19 protein-coding genes are annotated in these 16,697 nt (G+C 64.1%); 11 read left to right on the top strand and 8 right to left on the bottom strand.

The features are described from left to right. Positions 1 to 4 precede the first annotated feature (4 nt). The 3 genes from NE850_RS31845 to NE850_RS31835 form a co-directional block, all read right to left on the bottom strand. Positions 5 to 544, bottom strand: coding sequence for a cytochrome b (locus tag NE850_RS31845; RefSeq protein WP_007177042.1), 540 nt, complete (start codon positions 542 to 544; stop codon positions 5 to 7). Continuing rightward, positions 541 to 1,632 carry a catalase family peroxidase gene (locus tag NE850_RS31840; protein ID WP_007177041.1) on the bottom strand — a complete coding sequence of 364 codons (1,092 nt, stop codon included), beginning with the start codon at positions 1,630 to 1,632 and terminating at the stop codon, positions 541 to 543. The genes NE850_RS31845 and NE850_RS31840 overlap by 4 nt, the downstream gene beginning before the upstream one ends. 121 nt (positions 1,633 to 1,753) lie before the next feature. After that, a complete protein-coding gene (locus NE850_RS31835; RefSeq protein ID WP_007177040.1) occupies positions 1,754 to 2,023 on the bottom strand; it encodes a DUF4148 domain-containing protein in 270 nt (89 codons plus the stop codon). A gap of 278 nt (positions 2,024 to 2,301) precedes the next feature. On the opposite strand from NE850_RS31835, the gene NE850_RS31830 reads away from it, so the two are divergent. The 3 genes from NE850_RS31830 to NE850_RS31820 all read left to right on the top strand — a co-directional run bounded on the left by NE850_RS31830 (position 2,302) and on the right by NE850_RS31820 (position 4,504). Continuing rightward, positions 2,302 to 3,024, top strand: a complete 723-nt coding sequence (locus NE850_RS31830; RefSeq protein ID WP_007177039.1) for an anti-sigma factor — start codon at positions 2,302 to 2,304, stop codon at positions 3,022 to 3,024. A gap of 137 nt (positions 3,025 to 3,161) precedes the next feature. Continuing rightward, on the top strand, positions 3,162 to 3,680 hold the full coding sequence (locus NE850_RS31825) for a sigma-70 family RNA polymerase sigma factor (protein WP_007177038.1): 519 nt from the start codon (positions 3,162 to 3,164) through the stop codon (positions 3,678 to 3,680). Next, entirely contained in the window at positions 3,677 to 4,504 is an 828-nt protein-coding gene (locus tag NE850_RS31820) for an anti-sigma factor (protein ID WP_007177037.1), read from the top strand. Before NE850_RS31825 ends, NE850_RS31820 begins: the two co-directional genes overlap by 4 nt. Before the next feature lie 19 nt (positions 4,505 to 4,523). On the opposite strand, the gene NE850_RS31815 is transcribed toward NE850_RS31820, so the two are convergent. Then, on the bottom strand, positions 4,524 to 5,459 hold the full coding sequence (locus NE850_RS31815; protein ID WP_007177036.1) for an AraC family transcriptional regulator: 936 nt from the start codon (positions 5,457 to 5,459) through the stop codon (positions 4,524 to 4,526). Between the two features lie 205 nt (positions 5,460 to 5,664). Between NE850_RS31815 and NE850_RS31810 the strand changes: the two genes are divergently transcribed. Together NE850_RS31810 and NE850_RS31805 are read left to right on the top strand one after the other, a co-directional pair. Next, positions 5,665 to 6,564 (top strand): NAD(P)H-binding protein, encoded by a 900-nt coding sequence (locus NE850_RS31810; RefSeq protein ID WP_035517160.1) that lies wholly within the window; start codon positions 5,665 to 5,667, stop codon positions 6,562 to 6,564. Positions 6,565 to 6,590: 26 nt separating this feature from the next. Further along, positions 6,591 to 6,815 carry a hypothetical protein gene (locus NE850_RS31805; protein ID WP_007177034.1) on the top strand — a complete coding sequence of 75 codons (225 nt, stop codon included), beginning with the start codon at positions 6,591 to 6,593 and terminating at the stop codon, positions 6,813 to 6,815. A 146-nt stretch (positions 6,816 to 6,961) separates the two neighbouring features. On the opposite strand, the gene ribA is transcribed toward NE850_RS31805, so the two are convergent. Next, on the bottom strand, positions 6,962 to 7,612 hold the full coding sequence (gene ribA, locus NE850_RS31800; protein ID WP_310699856.1) for a GTP cyclohydrolase II: 651 nt from the start codon (positions 7,610 to 7,612) through the stop codon (positions 6,962 to 6,964). A 295-nt stretch (positions 7,613 to 7,907) separates the two neighbouring features. Between ribA and NE850_RS31795 the strand changes: the two genes are divergently transcribed. Further along, on the top strand, positions 7,908 to 8,351 hold the full coding sequence (locus NE850_RS31795; protein WP_007177032.1) for a CBS domain-containing protein: 444 nt from the start codon (positions 7,908 to 7,910) through the stop codon (positions 8,349 to 8,351). A gap of 386 nt (positions 8,352 to 8,737) precedes the next feature. Here the strand turns inward: NE850_RS31795 and NE850_RS31790 are convergent, their stop codons facing one another. Both NE850_RS31790 and NE850_RS31785 read right to left on the bottom strand, forming a co-directional pair. Beyond that, the gene (locus tag NE850_RS31790; RefSeq protein WP_165188270.1) at positions 8,738 to 9,082 is read right to left on the bottom strand and encodes a DUF4148 domain-containing protein; all 345 of its coding nucleotides are present in this window, start codon (positions 9,080 to 9,082) and stop codon (positions 8,738 to 8,740) included. Between the two features lie 281 nt (positions 9,083 to 9,363). After that, on the bottom strand, positions 9,364 to 10,014 hold the full coding sequence (locus NE850_RS31785; protein WP_310699852.1) for a DNA-3-methyladenine glycosylase: 651 nt from the start codon (positions 10,012 to 10,014) through the stop codon (positions 9,364 to 9,366). Positions 10,015 to 10,433: 419 nt separating this feature from the next. On the opposite strand from NE850_RS31785, the gene NE850_RS31780 reads away from it, so the two are divergent. Further along, positions 10,434 to 10,790 (top strand): BON domain-containing protein, encoded by a 357-nt coding sequence (locus tag NE850_RS31780; protein ID WP_007177029.1) that lies wholly within the window; start codon positions 10,434 to 10,436, stop codon positions 10,788 to 10,790. A gap of 466 nt (positions 10,791 to 11,256) precedes the next feature. Next, complete coding sequence (locus NE850_RS31775) at positions 11,257 to 12,339, top strand: ionic transporter y4hA (protein ID WP_310699851.1); 1,083 nt, start codon at positions 11,257 to 11,259, stop codon at positions 12,337 to 12,339. A gap of 9 nt (positions 12,340 to 12,348) precedes the next feature. Here the strand turns inward: NE850_RS31775 and NE850_RS31770 are convergent, their stop codons facing one another. Further along, on the bottom strand, positions 12,349 to 13,242 hold the full coding sequence (locus NE850_RS31770) for a LysR substrate-binding domain-containing protein (protein WP_007177027.1): 894 nt from the start codon (positions 13,240 to 13,242) through the stop codon (positions 12,349 to 12,351). Between the two features lie 525 nt (positions 13,243 to 13,767). Here NE850_RS31770 and NE850_RS31765 point away from each other — a divergent pair. The 3 genes from NE850_RS31765 to NE850_RS31755 are packed head-to-tail and all read left to right on the top strand — an operon-like array spanning position 13,768 to position 16,696. Further along, a complete protein-coding gene (locus NE850_RS31765) occupies positions 13,768 to 14,862 on the top strand; it encodes a PotD/PotF family extracellular solute-binding protein (RefSeq protein WP_007177026.1) in 1,095 nt (364 codons plus the stop codon). A gap of 5 nt (positions 14,863 to 14,867) precedes the next feature. Next, entirely contained in the window at positions 14,868 to 15,797 is a 930-nt protein-coding gene (locus NE850_RS31760) for an ABC transporter permease (RefSeq protein WP_405044911.1), read from the top strand. After that, positions 15,794 to 16,696, top strand: coding sequence for an ABC transporter permease (locus NE850_RS31755; RefSeq protein ID WP_007177024.1), 903 nt, complete (start codon positions 15,794 to 15,796; stop codon positions 16,694 to 16,696). Before NE850_RS31760 ends, NE850_RS31755 begins: the two co-directional genes overlap by 4 nt. Position 16,697 lies beyond the last annotated feature (1 nt).

Below are 16,697 nucleotides of genomic sequence, written 5' to 3'. Positions count from 1 at the left end.
AGCATCAACGCTCGCCGCGAGCCATACTCGAAAACACACCGTCGCGGCGAATCAGCCCATGCAGCAACGCCGCAGCGAGATGCAACAGCACCGTGGCGAACAGGGCAAATGCGAGCCATGTGTGCAACGCGCGCAGCAACGCGAACAGCTCGACGTTATGCGGCGCGATCGGCGGCAGATGCAGCGGACCATATAGCGTGACCGGATAGCCCGCAGCCGACAGCATCGCCCAGCCGATCAATGGCATTGCCGCCATCAACACATACAGCACGAGGTGCGAGGCCTTCGCTGCGAACCGCTGCGGCGTGGGCATGGTGTCGGGCAACGGCGGGCTGCCGCGCGTGAGGCGCACGCCCACGCGCAGCACCACCAGCAGCAGCAACGCGATACCGAGCGGCTTGTGAATCGCAATCAGCGTGTCGTGCGCGCGCGAGACGGTGGCGACCATGCCTACGCCGATGAACAGCATCGCGATGATCAACGGCGCCATGGTCCAGTGCAATAGCCGCGCGAGCGGGCTGAAATGGGTGCGCGTCGGCCTCATGAGTGCTCTCCGTTTGTCTGGGCTTGATGAACCGCCGGATGCAGCGCTTCCTCGCGTGTGCGGCGTTTGTACGACAGCGCATACGCGGCCGAGCGCGCGGCGAGCAAGGGATCGTCCGACGGCTCGATGCCGGCCGGCAGAATCGTCGGATCGAAGTTGACGTCGCGGCATGCGCCGTTTTCCTGCGACGTCGTGTGATCGATCACCAGCGTGCCCGCGTCGATGTGCTGACGATCGTCGGGCCATTGCAATGTGGCGTCGTTAGTGGGGTCGCCGGGTTTGGCGACGGTCAGGATCAGATGCCAGCGCAGAGGGCCGTTTTCCAGGCGCTGATCGAGGTCCGCTTCGAGGAAATTCTTTTCGGCTTTTTCCGCATCGGTGATCGGCGCATACGGCGTCTCGGGCACCATCGCCCAGCGCACGGCGCGCGTGTTGCCGGCGCTGTCGGTGAAACGGAACGCGTTGATGCCGTAGTACGCGGCATTCGCCAGACTCGACGAAGGCGGATGCGCCTTCACCCACGCCTGAAACGGCTGCGTCTCGGGATTGGCGGCGTAAAACGCCTTCAGTCTCGCGGGGTCCGGTTTGCCGGTCGCCGGGTCGGGCTTCGCGGCGACCAGTTGCTGATAGAACTGCTCCGGCGTGTGCACGGCGAAAACAGGCGTCGAGTTCATCCCCGTGCGCCACTGCTCGCCGTTCTGCAACAGGAACTGCAACGCGAGGCTGCGCACGGGCGAACTGGTGTCGGGCGCGGACGGGTTGCCGCCGGGCACTGCGAAGCGGCCCGTCACCGGCGTGCGGCCGGGCGCGAATACGGCAGCGCGGGACAGCACCGCGCCGTCGCCGTTGCTATCGAAATAGCCCTCGATGCACAGACCCTTCGCGTGGTTGCGCCGGTAGCCGGGATGCGGCTGGCCGGCCACGGTCTCGAAGGTGTCGATGAGACGCGGCGCGGTGAGACGCGAAGGCGTCAGCCAGCCCGCCGTGTAGGCAAAGCCGCCGGCGAGAACCAGCACGGCCGCGCCGATCACGGCCAGTCTGCAAGGCACACAGACAGGCCCGGAGTTGGGAACGGATGGTTTTGCCACGGAAACTCCTCTGTTGGATAGATGCGCTTACCGGGCTAACACGCGATGCCGCGATCTATTCCAAACGATGCCAATCGATACCGGCGCGCCCGTTCCATTCGCGCGCCGGGTATCGTCAGCTTCAATTGACGCTGCCCGCCTGCGCGCTTTGACTCGCGGCATGGGTGGCGGCCGCCGCTTGCGCGGCGAGTGCTTCCTTGTGCTGTTCGACCTGCTGAGCGAACACGGGGCTGACGTCGGGATACGATGCATCGGTGACGTAATTCAGGCCGTTCTGCTGTGCCTGAATCAATTCCTGGTACACCTCAGCACGTGTCTTGCCTTGCGCAAAAGCGCTCGACGAAGCGGCGAGAACGGCAACGGACAAGGCGGCAAAAGCGAGCTTCTTCATGATGAACTCCAGTGAGTTTTGTGCGGGTTCGCATCAGGGAGAACCACGGGTTCGCGGCTTTTATTCCTGTATCGAAGGCTCGAAAAAAACATATCCGGAAGTGGGAATAAAGCGGCGCACCAAGGGGTTAGCACGCAACGCGGCAGCGCACCGAAGGCCGTCTGAAAGTGCGGCCGCGGCCGCCCTGCGGCGTCGAAACCGGCATGTGAACATATGGAATAAACTTGGCCGTGTGGGTGTTCGCCCTCGATAGCTGAACTCCAACGCACGCCGACATCATGACCACTAACGCCCCTTCCGATTCGCCGCTTTCCGAAGCGGACATTCAGGCCTACGCCGACGGTACGTTGACGCCGGAGCGCGCCGCGTTTCTGCGGGACTATCTGGGCAAGGATCCGGCGGAGGCGCGCCGGGTGGCGTTTTACGGCAGGCTGAACACGCAGATCCAGCGGGCCTTTCAAACGACTGACGAACCCGTGCCAGGCCGCGCGACAGGATGGCGCCGTGCATTCGGGCGCATGAATGCGTCAAAACGCGCTCGCAGGATACTCAACGCGCTGGCGGCGCTCGCGCTGACGCTGGCGGTGGCGAGCGGCTGGCTTGCCGCCACTCAGGTGTCCGCTCAGGCGCTGAACAATGCGGCCGTCATGGCGCTGGCCGAAAGCGCCGCGGGGCAATTTTCCGCCGCGTCGCCGACTCGCGCCGATCCGTCCGCGCCGAACCTCTCGGCGATCGGTTTGCGCCTCGTCGACCAAAGGGTGATCGCGCTGGGCCCGTTTCAGCGCGTCAGCGAATTCATCTATCTGAACGGCGACAATCAACCAGTGGTGCTGCTCTCGGCATTGGCGCTGCTCGCGCCGGCGCAGCCGCAGTGGTCCGCGCGGCGTATCGGCGACATTCGTCTGTTGCTCTGGACCGCTCAGCGGCAACGTTTCGTGGTCGCCGGCAACGCCCGCACCCACGGCCTGATGCGCGCCGCCGACGCAATGACCATGCGATGACCGCCGAACGCAATCCGCGATCTCATGTAAAGCAGGGGAATAAAGTGCACGCACGTGTGTTCGCACCTCGAATGCGTCTTTTCGCGCGACTGCAGGACGCCTCCCTGCCCGCGAAAAGCCCACGATTGGGATAGAAAATGGATGTCCGTGACGAGCTGATGGAGCATGTGCCGCGTTTGCGGCGCTATGCACGAGCGCTGATCAACAACCGCGACCTCGCCGACGATCTGGTGCAGGACACGCTGGAGCGCGCGCTCGGCCGCACCGGCATGTTCCAGCCGGGCACCGACCTGCGTGCGTGGCTGTTTACGATCATGCACAACGTGTTCGCCAACCAGGCGCGCAAGGCTTCGGCGCGCGCCGTCCACGTAGCGGTGGACGACGAAAGCGTGTCCGAGAGCGAATTCGCCGTGCCCTCCGAGCAGACCCGCTCGCTGGAAATGCGCGACCTCGACTACGCGTTGCAGCGCCTGCCGATGGAGCAGCGCGAAGTCGTGCTGCTGGTAGGCCTCGAGGAAATGAGCTATGCCGACGTGGCGCTCGCGCTGAACATTCCGATCGGCACGGTGATGTCGCGGCTCTCGCGCGGACGCGAACGGTTACGGGCACTGATGGCGGGCGCGCAGCCCGGTGCGAAATTACAGGTGGTGCGATGAGCGACCAGACTATGCCGATCGGCGAAGAAGACCTGCACGCGTACGTGGACGGCACGCTGTCCGACGAACGCCGTGCCGACGTGGAGCGCGCGCTCGAACAGAATCCCGAACTGGCCGCGCGCGTCAGCGATTATTTTTCGCTGAACAGCATGTTCCACGAGCGCTACGACCGCGTGCTGAGCGAGCCGGTGCCGAAGCGCCTGCAAGCGCCCGCGCCGCGTCGCTGGAGGATTGCCGCCAACTGGCCGCAATTCGCCGGCATGGCGGCGGCGCTGGTGTTGGGTGTGGGCATCGGCGTGGGCACGCATATGGGGCAGGACGTCATCGCGCCGGTGGCCGGCGGCCACTCCGACACGCGCCCTGTCAGCGCGGACAGCTCTGAAATGTTCGCGCGGCAAGCGGCGGTGGCGCACGTGGTCTACATGCCCGCCATCGACCGGCCGACCGAGATGAGCACCGACGGTCACGAACAGGATTTCGTGCAGTGGCTCGCCAACCGGCTCGGCACCAACGTGCATCCGCCGATTCTCTCGAAGAGCGGCTTCAACCTTTCGGGTGGACGCCTGTTGCCCGGCGCCGACGGACCGACTGCGCAGTTCATGTATCGCGGGCCGAACGGCGAACGCGTCACGCTGTGCATTTCTCGTCGCCAGCAGAATTCGAACACGACCGCGTTCAAGCTGTATCAGGACGGCCCGGTGAACGTGTTCTACTGGATCGACGGCGACTTCGGCTATGCGGTGTCAGGCGGAATCGACCGCAAGCAGTTGCTGCAACTGTCGCATGATGTCTATGCGCAGTTGACGGGTGCGACGCCGGGCTGATCGCAACGCTGCCGCGTCTTTATCGTGGTGCTGCAATGCGGCGGCCATCTTGCGGATCGAACGCAACAAGGCTGCCCGCGTTCGCGCCTGACCTGGTCAGCTCGCGCGGCGTTACGCCCAGCAGCCGGCCCATCCAGTGCGCCATATGGCTCTGATGCGCGAAGCCGGTATCGAGCGCGATCTGACTCGCGTTGAGTTTGCCTTGCAGCAGCAGCGTTCGCGCGCGCTCCACGCGCCGCTGTACCACGTACTGATGCACCGGCATGCCGAGCGTCTCGCGAAACAGCACCTTGAAATGCGGCACACTCAACCCGGCGAGCGCGGCCAGTTCGCTCAGCGTGAGACGCTGGTCCAGATGCGCTTCGATAAATTCGATCACGCGTGCGGCCGTTCTGGGCACGAGCGTGCGCCGCTGCTTGTTTCCGGGCGTCGGCGCGGCGCCGATCAATCGCACCACCATCGCCGTGCACAAGCTTTCGGCGTACAGAGGATCGGATGCCTCGTCGGCTTCCAGCTCGGCGCGTAAGGCCCACGCGAGATACTGAAAGCGCGGATCGCGCAGCTGGAATTGCGGGCGCAGTTGCGCGTCGGCCGTTTTCAACGACAGTTGCTCGACGGTGCGCCGCGCGAACGCCTCGCCGATCCACACGCTGAAAATCGTGCAGGCGGCTTCGTCGCTCCACTGCCCGTCGAGTCCCGCGGGAATCACGTCGGCGTCGCCATGCGCCTGGATTCGCGAGTGGCGGCGCTCGTTGCACATGCAGCGCGCCCTGACCGGCGCGCCGACGTGCACGCCCACCCGGTGATACCTGAACGCGGGCATGCGGTGCAGCCCGGCCGACACGTTGACCAGCTCCGCGCCGAAGTCCTGCCAGCCGAGCAGCCTGCTCGAGCGCAACACGACGCGGGAACCACTGTGCGGCTGCGGCTGTGTTAACGGTGTCACTGCATTCATCGCTTCCCTCGTGGATGGCGGCTCATGTGTCTGCATTGTGCGGCGTTTTTTGCGGCTTCGCTCAACTCTACGTGATTCAACGTTCCTGCTGCCGCGCCGCGGATAAAACCGTCATCCGAATCTGCGCAAAGCGATCCTTGCCCGCGCGTTTCCCGAGCGCCGCGCTCCTAAGATGGCGCCATACCGGGTCAACAAGGAGCGCAACGTGTTCGTGATTTTTGGAGCCGCCGGCAAGGTCGGCAAAGTGAGCGCGGCGGCATTGCGCCGTGCGGGTCGCATCGTGCGTGCGGTGGTCCGCGACAAAGCGCAGGGCGAATTCCTCGCGAAGATCGGTTGCGAGATCGTCGTCGCCGATCTGCTGGAAACCACGACCGTGGCCCGCGCTATTGAAGGCGCGCACGCCGTGCAACTACTGTGTCCGGTGCCGCACGCGCACGCCGATCCCGCGCAGGCGATGCGGCGCATGATCGACGCGAGCGTTGCGGCATTGCGTGGCGATCCGCCGCCACGCCTTCTCGCGCTCTCCGACTACGGCGCGCAACATCCGGCCGGCACGGGCATTACCACGCTGTTTCACGAGCTTGAAACGCAACTGCGAACCGTCGACTCGCAATTGACGTTTCTGCGCGCCGCCGAACACATGCACAACTGGGCCCGCGTACTGCCGGTCGCACTCGCGAAAGGCGCGCTGCCGAGTCTGCATCATCCGTTGAGCAAGCGTTTTCCGAGCGTCGCCGCACAGGACGTGGGCACGCTGGCCGCCGAACTGTTGCTCGACGATCGAGCGCAGCCGGTCTCGCCGCGGGTCGTGAGCATCGAAAGCGATGAGCGTGTCAGCGCATTGGATGTGGCGCGCACGATCGGCGAACTGGCGGGCCGCGCGGTGGTGGCACGCGCAGTGCCGCGCGGCGAATGGGACGCAATGCTTCAAGGCGCGGGACTCGGTGAACGCCATGCGCGTCTGATTACCGATCTCTACGATGCGCACAACGCCGGTCGCATCGATGTCGAAGCGGATATCAGCGAGCGGCGCTTCGGCGCGACGACGCTAGCGGAAGTATTGGCGGCGATTGTGCCGCGTGTGGCTGCGGCAACCGCTCGTTGAACGGCACCTGGATCAGGAGAGACAGCATGCGTACCTGCCCCTGGTTATACGCCTCGATCGAAGCGCGGAAGGTCACGACGGCCTGTCGTCGGACGCCCGCGACGCGCACGGGCACGAACGCGGGCACCAACGCGGACACGCCGCGCCGGCCGGCGATTGCGGCAACTCCTGCTGGCTGGTTCGGTTGGCGCGCGCTACGGGACTTGCTCAACGCGATTCCCGACAGCAACGACGACTTCGGCATGTTCTGATCCGCGGCGCTTCGATGCAACGAAGACCCACAGCAAAGTGGAAACGCAAAGCAAAGCGGCCGGGAATCCGGCCGCAAGATATTGACGAACCCACCGCTACAGCGCCGGCCGCCATTCACACACGGCAGCCGATGCCTGCGTATCGCTCATTCGTTTTCGTCGAAGTAATGTCCGAACTTGACCTGCTTGGTGCGGATATAACGCTCGTTTTCCTCGCGCATCGGGATCGCCAGCGCGACCCGCTCGCACACCGGAATGCCGTGCTTGGACAGCGTGTCGAACTTCTCCGGATTGTTGCTCATGAGCCGCACCGACGTGACCTTCAGCGTGCGCAGAATGCCCGCGGCGGAATCGTATTCGCGCGAGTCGTCCGGCAAACCCAGATCGAGATTGGCCTCGACGGTGTCGCGCCCCTGCTCCTGCAGCGCATACGCGCGAATCTTGTTCGACAGTCCGATGCCGCGCCCTTCGTGGCCGCGCAGATACAGCAGCACGCCGCAGCCTTCCGCCGCGATATAGCGCAGCGCAAGGTCGAGCTGCTCGCCGCAGTCGCAGCGGTACGAGCCGAGCACGTCGCCGGTCAGGCACTCCGAATGCAGGCGCGTCAACACGGACGACTTGTTGGCGACGTCGCCCATCACGAGCGCAAGATGTTCGGCGCCGCTCTCGCACACGCGAAACACGTAGGAAGTGAACGTGCCGTAGCGCGTGGGAAGCGTGGCGGTGGCGTCGAGAACGACGCATTCGCCGTTGAGTGCGCCGTCTGCTGCGGGCGACGGATCGTGAGGCGTGAGCATGGCGTTATACAGTGGTGCTGACATGAACCCGATCAAACCGGGGATAAGGTACGGACTGGGGAGTTTACCGCTAATCGGCGTCCCGCACCCGTATGCCCTTGTGTATGCCGGTGCGTATGCCCTTGCGCGCGACACAAAACCGCCGCCGCCGCGCAGCGCTACCCGAGTTGAACGTTACGCGCGCCACAGTTATTCCCTGGGTACTGCAGCGGCGCGTCGCGCCTATACTGGAATCGCCTGTCCCTCACGACAGCGCGCCGCGCCGGCGTGCTGCACTGCGAAACGGAGCCGCTCCATGACAAGCGTTGCACAGCTTCTTAAAACGAAACCGAACAACACCACGGTTTTCACCGTCGGGGCCGACGATTCCGTCTACGACGCGATCAAGCTGATGGCCGAAAAAGGCATCGGCGCGCTGGTCGTCACGGACGGCGACAGCATCGCGGGAATCGTCACGGAGCGCGATTATGCGCGCAAGGTCGTATTGCTGGACCGGTCTTCGAAGGCCACGCCGGTGCGCGACATCATGAGCAAGGCCGTGCGCTTCGTGCGCCCCGACCAGACCACCGACGACTGTATGGCCCTGATGACCGAACGGCGCATGCGCCACCTGCCGGTGATCGAGAATGACCGGCTGGTCGGCATGGTATCGATCGGCGATCTGGTGAAGAACATCATTGCCGAACAGCAGTTCACCATTCAGCAGCTCGAGTTCTATATTCACGGCGAGCGGCCCTGACGCCCGGCGCACGCCGCGGCAAGGGTGCGCGAAAAAAGCCCAATCCGTGAAACGGTTGGGCGAAGCTACCTTGCGGCAGCGGAGGTTTCTTGAATTGTGGGCCGCGCGATTCGCGCGGCGCAGAGGTACTGAGACGCGCGCGATGCTGCCGAGGCACGTCGCGTTCATCTTGACCTGCTGGCTGAGTCCGTGCCTGCCACGCCTGCCGGCGCGCATGCAACGCCAGCTTCACTTCATACGACTTACGGCTCTAACTGCGAGCGACCGCGAGGCGCGCTTCTAGCAATCCGTGTCCGCCTCGCCCCGATCAGAGTCCCGTCGAGCAGACAGCCCGCTCAGGCCCGCCACGGTTCTGAATGAGCCAGCCTTGAAAAGCCCGGCTTGGCTTAGTTACCGAAATACACCGAGCGCGGGCCCGACATCGGCTGAACCACGCCGCCGGCTTGCGACGAACCGCTCTTCGCGCCACCGTAACCGCTGGTGTCGGCGACCGGTTCCTGGGTTTGCGCGACGGCCGGGTTCTGCGCCTGCACACGGCTTTCTGCAGCCTGAATGTCGGCCGGATACGTCGGGTCGTTGGACGCTGCCGGGTTATAGCCGGCCTGTTCCAACTGGATCAACTCCTGGCGAACTTCCGCGCGGGTGACCGGTTGTTGGCTCGACTGAGCAAAAGAAGCAATAGGAGCGGCGAGAACAGCTGCAATAGCGACTGCCTTAATGAGCGATTTCACGATGACTTACCTCCATACTGGTTTTATTTGCTTCGCTTATCACACCGTGTGAGAAGCGAGTGATTTCAGTCTAGTCACCAGATCGCCAAGGGAAAACCCTTGATTTCGAGATACATAATTGTCGTAATCGCAAGAATGGTCCGCTAATTACCGTAAGATTTTATTCAAGCAGCATCACTAGCGTAATAATTGTCGGGATCGTAACGTTTTGTGTCTGACGTTTCAAAAACACGTCGGAACCGGGTGCTTTTTGCCGCCGGCTGAACCGCCGCTGGTTAAATTTACGTCCGCTTGTGCGCACCCTGCGCACCCAATTGGGGCGGCAGCAGGAGCTTTCTCGGTCCGCTGACAAAAGCGCTGCCGGGCTCGAAAAACCGCAGCGGCCGGTGCATCTCGCGGGACAGGCCAATGCGTGTCGTGACGCCCACCGTCGTTTCGCCCCGCTCCAGAACGCCGATCCACAAATCGCGCCCCGCGCACAGATCGAGGCCGTCGAACGCCTGGCCGATGCCGAGTGCCGTGGTGAGCCGGCCGGGCCCGCGCGCGAGATCTCGCAGCGGCACGCCGGGCCGCCGCGCTTCCATCAGCGGCAAGCCTTCGAGCGGCTCGATCGCGCGAAACAGAATGCCGGCGCCGACGTCCTCCGCCTCGGCGGACATATTGAGCATGTACGAGAGTCCGTAAGTCAGTCGCACATACGCATGGCCGCGAGCGAGAAACAATGATCCGTTATACGGACGCCGGCCAATAAATGCATGGCTCGTCGAATCGCCGACGGGATACGCCTCGGTTTCCACAATCCGTCCGCTCATGCGCCCTTCCGGCAAATCGTGCACGAGGTATTTGCCGATCATGAAACGCGCGAGTTCGACGGTGTCGAGCGGTAATTCGTCACGAAGCAATGGCACGATAGGGAGTGGCTGATTCCGCATGCGTCAGACCTTATCTTTAAAGCACATGGGACGGCGAATTGAAAAATCCGGAAAACGCGATGCAATGCGCCCGACAATCCGATAGACCGGCCGTTATCCGCGAATAAAGCAATGCGCGCCTGATATCAAGCGATACGACGCCATCGGCCTGTTTTCATCGGCCCATTCGTTGTACCAAAACCTCACTTGCGCTGTGCTGCCATCACCATGGCACTAATTGGAGTATCGTGTGTTTCCGGCCTGCAGCACAGCCTTTGCCGGCTCACGTGTGTTTCGGCCCGCCCGAATCAGCGTATAGATTGAAAGCATTCGCACGATCCGCAGCACCGTTCCATTCAGATTTGATCCCGATGTACCTGCTGGTGTAGCGCACCGCCCCATCCCGGGGGCGTGTACCCATGACAATAGGAGAGAGTTGAATGAAAGCATTTCCGGCAATCAAGATGATCGGCAGCGCGCTGATCGTTCTCGCGTCCCTCAACGCGTATGCACAAAGCAGCGACGCCGCAGCCCCGGCCGCCGCATCGGCTACGCCGTCGGCCAAACAGACCAAGGCGGCCAACCGCGCGCTGGGACGCAAAGTCCGCAGCGCATTGTCGAAGACCAAAGGTCTGAGCGTGTCGAACATCACCGTGCGTGCGCGTGGCGGCGCGGTGACGCTGGCCGGCAGCGTGCCCGAACAGGAGCAGATCGACCTGGCCACCCAGGCGGCGCAAGGCGTGGCCGGCGTGACCTCGGTCAAGAACGCGCTGACCATTCGTCCGGTCGGCCAGTAAGCGAATGAACCGGGTATAACGACATAGCCGGGCGCCAGCGGTCCTGTCATGGCACGCTGGCGCCTTGGCCGCTCCGGCGGGCGGTTCCGCCGGGCGCCGCGCACCGCAAGTTGCCGCACACCGAGATGATCTGCCCAGCCGGTCGCGCGTCGGGCCAAAGTATCCCCCGCCCCTCAATTGCCTTGTATTCGCGACGCGCGAGTCGCTTGCCACCCGCGCAATTCCGCGTGACCCGATCCGTCGCACAAGCTGTCGCCGTTTGCGCTCACAGGATGCCGGACGCGCTGGCTCACCTTCGTCAAGCCCCCAGAATCGATACCTGCCCGACATCGATTATCCTTTATAATTTAATGTGTTAAAGCATACTCCTCATAAGTTACCTGAATATTCAGCCACGCTTCAGACCAGGACGGAGGTCGTCCGGGCCTGCCGCACTACCCAATACAAGCATTAGAAGGACGCCCGAATGACCACGCCCGTGACCGTTCTGCCCCGCTGGACCATTGCCGTGCCGTTCGTCGCGTGGATCGTACTCGGCATCGCTTATGCCATGCCGGGCAACGTTCTGCTGCTCGCGCTGGTCGGCGCGGCGCTGTGCGCTGCGGTTTTCACCGCGGTGCACCACGCGGAAGTGGTCGCGCATCGCGTCGGCGAGCCGTTCGGCACGCTGGTGCTGGCGGTGGCGGTCACCGTGATCGAAGTCGCGCTGATCGTCTCGGTCATGCTCACGTCCGGCCCGGAGAAAGCCGGTCTGGCGCGCGACACCGTATTCGCCGCAGTGATGATCGTCTGCAACGGCATTGTGGGCCTTTGCCTGCTGGTGGGCGGCCTCCGGCATCGCGAGCAGGATTTTCAGAGCCGTGGCGCTTCGGCGGCGCTGGCTGTGCTCGCCTCCCTGTCCGTGCTGACGCTCGTCATGCCGAACTACACGACGACCAGTGTGGGTCCGGTCCTGTCGTCTTCGCAGTTGGCGTTCGCCGGAGTGTCGTCGCTGGTGCTGTACGGCGTATTCGTGTTCGTGCAGACCGTGCGCCATCGCGATTACTTTCTCGCCGCCACGCCGGATGAAAGCGTCCACGCCTCGCCGCCAACCGCCGGCGAGGCGCTGGCGGCCGCCGGCTTGCTGCTGGTGTGTCTCGTCGCGGTGGTCTTGCTCGCCAAGGTGCTCTCGCCGGTGGTCGAAACCGCGGTCCAGAATGCGGGCGCGCCAGCGGCCGTGGTCGGCATCGTGATCGCCGCACTGGTGCTGCTGCCCGAAGGGCTTGCCGCCGTGCGCGCGGCGCGCGCCGATCGGTTGCAGAACAGTCTGAATCTGGCGCTTGGCTCGGCGCTTGCCAGTATCGGCCTGACTATTCCGACGGTCGCCGGGGTGTTTCTGTACACCGGTCAGCCGCTCGTGCTCGGGATCGACGGCAAGGAAACCGTGCTGCTCGTTCTCACGCTGATTATCGGCACACTCACGCTCAGCAGCGGCCGCACGACGATTCTGCAAGGCGCCGTGCATCTGTCGCTGTTCGCGGCGTACCTGTTTCTCTCGTTCGCGCCCTGAGCCAGCAGACTACTCCTCCCAGTGCGCCGCGATCCAGTCGCGAAACAGGTTCAGCTTCTGCTGGTGCGCGACCGAGTCCGGGTAGACGAAGTAATAACGCCAGCCGGTCTTGAGTACCGTATCGAACGGCCGCACGAGGCGCTTGGCCGCCACGTCCTCGTCGATCAACGCAAGGTCGCTGATCGCGACGCCGAAACCCTGCAGCGCGGCGTTGGTCGCCATGTCGAGCGTGTCGAAGCTCGGGCCGTGCTCGGCGTCGATGACCGGCGCGTTCGCGGCGTCCACCTCGGTCACCTTGGCAAGCCACATTTTCCAGTCGCGATGGTCGCGCGTGGGATGCAGCAGCGTATGGCGCGCAAGGTCGGCCAGTTCGGCAAGCGGCTTGTCCTTCAGCAGATCGGGCGCGCATACGGGCGTCAGACGCTCCTCGAACAACGACACGGCCTGCACGTCCGCGCCAGGCGAGGAGCCGTAGATGATCGCAGCGTCGAACGGTTCGAGCTGGAAATCCACGTCGTGCTGCCACGTGGTCGTGATCTGCACATGCAACTCGGGATACTCGGCCTGGAAGCGCATGATCTTCGGCAGCATCCAGCGCATCACGCAGGTCGGCACTTTCAGCGCGAGATCGGTGCGCTGCCGTGTCAGGCGCAGCGAAATTTCCTCGATGCGCGCAAAGCTCTCCTTCACGGCCGGCAGCAGCAATTCCCCTTCGGCGGTGAGCGTCAGGCCTTTCGCATGGCGTTTGAAGAGCGGAAACTTGTAGTAGTCCTCGAGCGCGATGATTTGCCGGCTGACCGCGCCTTGCGTGAGGCACAAGTGGTCGGCGGCGCGCGTGAAACTGCGATGTCGCGCCACGGTTTCGAAAATCTGCAGCGCATTGAGCGGCGGTAGGCGTCGCATCGGCGTATCCGGGATCAGAAAAAATCATTGGTGGACGTGACGGCATGGATCGTCGTAAGCCGCCGAAATGCCGCCAGAGCCCACAGGATACGCGATCACAAATTGCCTTAGGGCAAGTCGGCAGCGGAGCGCCCATGCATTCGGCTCATGCTGCCGCCGAAACTTAAGGCTCGCGAGGCCGCCATGCACCGATACAGGGCGAAACCTGTTCGAAACCGCACCAGAACCGAGCTTTCCTCATACCTCCGCGTGAACGCGAAACGCCGGTAAAAGATGGACGTTAACCCGCATGCGCTACTGCCTCGGCGCTCCCGCCACCTGAGCGGCGTGCGCCACCGCAGTCGCGCGACGGCCTGCGCATGAGATTACGTCATGCGCTCCATGCGCATATTTCGTTTGTTGAGGGATTTTGACAAACCTAGAGTGCATCCACACGCAGCGCAAGCAGGCAACGCAAACACGCGATGCAACGGCAGCGGTCACACGATTCCATCAGGCAACAGGCGTTCAACACAGGAGACCGCCATGCAAGAGATCAAACGGGGTAGAAGGCAGGCCATCAAGACGATCGGCGCGGCACTCGCGGCATCCACCTTGCCGATGCCGTTCATCAACCTGCGCGCGCAGGAACACAATTTCAGCGGCAAGACGCTGCGTCTGCTGACCTGGTCGGACGATACCGGCGCCGCCGCTTTGCGCAACATCGCCGCCACGTTCACGGCGAAAACCGGTGCCAAAGTGATCGCCGACCGCGCCGACGGCACCTCCGGCATGGTCGCCAAGGTGAAGGCCGCGGGCGACCGCCCCACCTACGACGTCATCACGTTAGCCGGCGTCGGTGCGTCCGGTCTCGGCGACGCCGGCCTGCTGATGAAGCCCGAGCTGGACAAACTGCCGAATCTGAAGGACGTCGCGCCGCAGTACCGCACGGGCGCGAACGGCTTCGGCGTCGGCTATCTGCTGTGGTCGGACGGGCTGATCTACAACACCTCGACGGTCAAGACCGCGCCGGCTTCGTACGAAGCACTGTGGGATCCCAAGTACGCCGGCCGCCTGTTCCTGCCGCCGCCCGAATGGGCCGAAGCGGTCGACCTCGCGATCATCGCGGCGAAGATGAACGGCGGCTCGCAACAGAACATCGAACCGGGCTTCAAGAAGCTGATGCAGCTGAAAGATCGCGTGATGACGCTCGGCGAGAACCCGAACCAGGTGGCCGATCTGTTCCGCACCGGCTCGCTCGATATCGGCGGCATCTATTCGCCGGCGTTTTTCCCCGACCAGATCCGCAAGCCCGAGTACAAGATGGGTGTGACCTACGGCATGAAGGAAGGCTTCGCCACGCAGTTGATGTTCACCGTGATCCCCAAGTCGCATCCGGGCGACAGCGATCTGATCCACGCCTTCATCAACCATTCGCTCGACGCGGGCGTGCAAGGCCGCATGGCCGCCGACGTGCTGAACGGCCCGGTCAATTCGAAAGCGGTGATTCCCGCCGAGAGCCGCGCGTTCGTGCCGAGCCCGCAGCAGATCGCAGAAAAGGCCGTGTTGCATGACGACAAGGCGCTCGCCGTCGTGCAACCGGCGTGGATCAAGCGTTACACCGAAATCTTCTCGGCATGACAGCGATGCTCGCGCGCTTTTCGCGGCGTGCCTCATCGGCGTCCGGCGCAGTGCCGGACGTGCCTGACGCGCCTGCCGCCACCGCGATGGAAAAAGCGCGGCCGTGGCTGCTGCTCGCGCCGATCCTGCTGTTTCTCGCCGTGCTCGGCGCCGCGGCGCTGGTCGTGCTGCGCATGAGCTTCGGCACGCAAGGCAACGAGTGGCGCGGCTTCACGCTGCAAAACTACGCGGACCTGCTCGACGGCTACTTCATGAAGTCGTTGTGGCTGACATTGAAGCTCGCATTTCAAAGCATGATCTGCGCAGTGCTGCTGGCGATTCCCGTCGCCCTGGCGATGGCGCGCACGAAGTCGCGGCTCGCCCGGCGCCTCCTGCTGGCCGGTGTGCTGCTACCGCTGCTCGTCAATCTGCTGCTGCAGGGCTATGGCTGGCTGATCATTCTCGGGCCGGCCGGGCTGCTCAATCACGCACTGCTCGGCAGCGGCCTCGTGCAACGTCCGTTGATGTGGCTGTACCGCGAAAACGGCGTGCTGCTCGGCCTGATCCAGACCGCGTTTCCGCTCGCCGTGCTGCCGCTTTCGAGCGCGATGCGCGCGGTCTCGAGCACTTACGAAGAAGCCGCCGCCACGCTCGGCGCAACGCGCTGGCAAACGCTGCGTCACGTGCTGTTGCCGCTCGCCATGCCCGGCCTCGTGTCCGGCGCGCTGCTCGTGTTCGCGTACAACGCGAGCGCGTTCGCCGTGCCGCTGCTGCTCGGCGGACGACGCGTGCCGATGCTCGCCGTGCTGGTCCACGATCAGGTCGCGCCGCTGCTGAACTGGCCGGCGGCGTCCGCGTCGGGCGTGGTGCTGATGGTCGCCACGCTGACCGTGATGGCGCTGTCGCAGCGCCTCGTGCGCCGCACGCAACGTCTTGCCGAGGAGCCGCACACATGAGCACGCCGATTCAGACGGCGCAAGCCGCGCGCTTGCAGCCGCGCCCGCCCCGCACTCCCCGCACGCCGCGTCTGGCGGCCACCATGCCCGGCCAGCTCGGCAAGGCCACCGCCCTGCTCGCGGCGATCGTTCTGTTTCTCGCCGCGCTGCCGATCCTCACGATGATCACCATGTCGTTCAGCGCGGCCGACACGCTCGAATTCCCGCCGCACGCGTACGGCCTGCACTGGTATCGCGCCGCGTGGCACAGCTTCGTGTCGCCGGACGCGAGCGACTCGCTGTCGATGGGCGCCGCATTGACCACGAGCCTGATCGTCGCGATTTCGACGATGGTGATCGCCACGCTCGTCTCGGTGCCTGCCGCTTACGCGTTGAGCCGCTACCGTTTTCGCGGCAAGCCCGCGGTGGAACAACTGGTCGCGCTGCCGCTCGTGTACCCGCTCGTGATGCTCGGCCTGTCGCTGCTGCTGGTGTTCAACGTGCTGCCCGTCGAGCTCGGCGTGTTCCGCCTGATCATCGCGCACGTGATTCTGGCGCTGCCGTTTACCGTGAAGAACTGCGCGGCGTCGGTCGCCGCGATCGGCCCGGAGTTCGAAGAGGCCGCCTGCGTGATGGGCGCGAGTCCAGGCCGCGCGCTCGTCGACGTGATCCTGCCGCTGATGCGCCCCGGCATTCTCGCCGGCATGCTGTTCGCGTTCATCGTCTCCTTCAACGAATTCACGGTGACGTTCTTCCTCTACGGCATCGACACGATGACGCTGCCGGTGTGGCTCTACAGCCGCACGGTGTCGTCGCTCGATCCGACCGTGTTCTGTTTCGCCGTGTTCATCGTCGCGATCGACTTCGCGCTGATCTGGCTGCTCGAAAAACTGATCGGCGACGAAGGCGTTGCGCTGTGAC

The organism is Paraburkholderia sp. USG1 (genome assembly GCF_031570135.1).
GTDB classification, from domain to species: domain Bacteria; phylum Pseudomonadota; class Gammaproteobacteria; order Burkholderiales; family Burkholderiaceae; genus Paraburkholderia; species Paraburkholderia dioscoreae.
The sequence above is the reverse complement of the archived record's forward strand: the minus strand, read 5'-3'. Positions and strand labels throughout refer to the sequence as shown.

Bases quoted from the DNA above. Each gene is read 5' to 3' on its own strand.
- NE850_RS31845 (WP_007177042.1), bottom strand. From the start codon at position 544: ATGAGGCCGACGCGCACCCATTTCAGCCCGCTCGCGCGGCTATTGCAC.
- NE850_RS31835 (WP_007177040.1), bottom strand. From the start codon at position 2,023: ATGAAGAAGCTCGCTTTTGCCGCCTTGTCCGTTGCCGTTCTCGCCGCT.
- NE850_RS31830 (WP_007177039.1), top strand. From the start codon at position 2,302: ATGACCACTAACGCCCCTTCCGATTCGCCGCTTTCCGAAGCGGACATT.
- NE850_RS31825 (WP_007177038.1), top strand. From the start codon at position 3,162: ATGGATGTCCGTGACGAGCTGATGGAGCATGTGCCGCGTTTGCGGCGC.
- NE850_RS31820 (WP_007177037.1), top strand. From the start codon at position 3,677: ATGAGCGACCAGACTATGCCGATCGGCGAAGAAGACCTGCACGCGTAC.
- NE850_RS31815 (WP_007177036.1), bottom strand. From the start codon at position 5,459: ATGAATGCAGTGACACCGTTAACACAGCCGCAGCCGCACAGTGGTTCC.
- NE850_RS31805 (WP_007177034.1), top strand. From the start codon at position 6,591: ATGCGTACCTGCCCCTGGTTATACGCCTCGATCGAAGCGCGGAAGGTC.
- ribA (WP_310699856.1), bottom strand. From the start codon at position 7,612: ATGCTCACGCCTCACGATCCGTCGCCCGCAGCAGACGGCGCACTCAAC.
- NE850_RS31795 (WP_007177032.1), top strand. From the start codon at position 7,908: ATGACAAGCGTTGCACAGCTTCTTAAAACGAAACCGAACAACACCACG.
- NE850_RS31785 (WP_310699852.1), bottom strand. From the start codon at position 10,014: ATGCGGAATCAGCCACTCCCTATCGTGCCATTGCTTCGTGACGAATTA.
- NE850_RS31780 (WP_007177029.1), top strand. From the start codon at position 10,434: ATGAAAGCATTTCCGGCAATCAAGATGATCGGCAGCGCGCTGATCGTT.
- NE850_RS31775 (WP_310699851.1), top strand. From the start codon at position 11,257: ATGACCACGCCCGTGACCGTTCTGCCCCGCTGGACCATTGCCGTGCCG.
- NE850_RS31770 (WP_007177027.1), bottom strand. From the start codon at position 13,242: ATGCGACGCCTACCGCCGCTCAATGCGCTGCAGATTTTCGAAACCGTG.
- NE850_RS31765 (WP_007177026.1), top strand. From the start codon at position 13,768: ATGCAAGAGATCAAACGGGGTAGAAGGCAGGCCATCAAGACGATCGGC.
- NE850_RS31760 (WP_405044911.1), top strand. From the start codon at position 14,868: ATGCTCGCGCGCTTTTCGCGGCGTGCCTCATCGGCGTCCGGCGCAGTG.
- NE850_RS31755 (WP_007177024.1), top strand. From the start codon at position 15,794: ATGAGCACGCCGATTCAGACGGCGCAAGCCGCGCGCTTGCAGCCGCGC.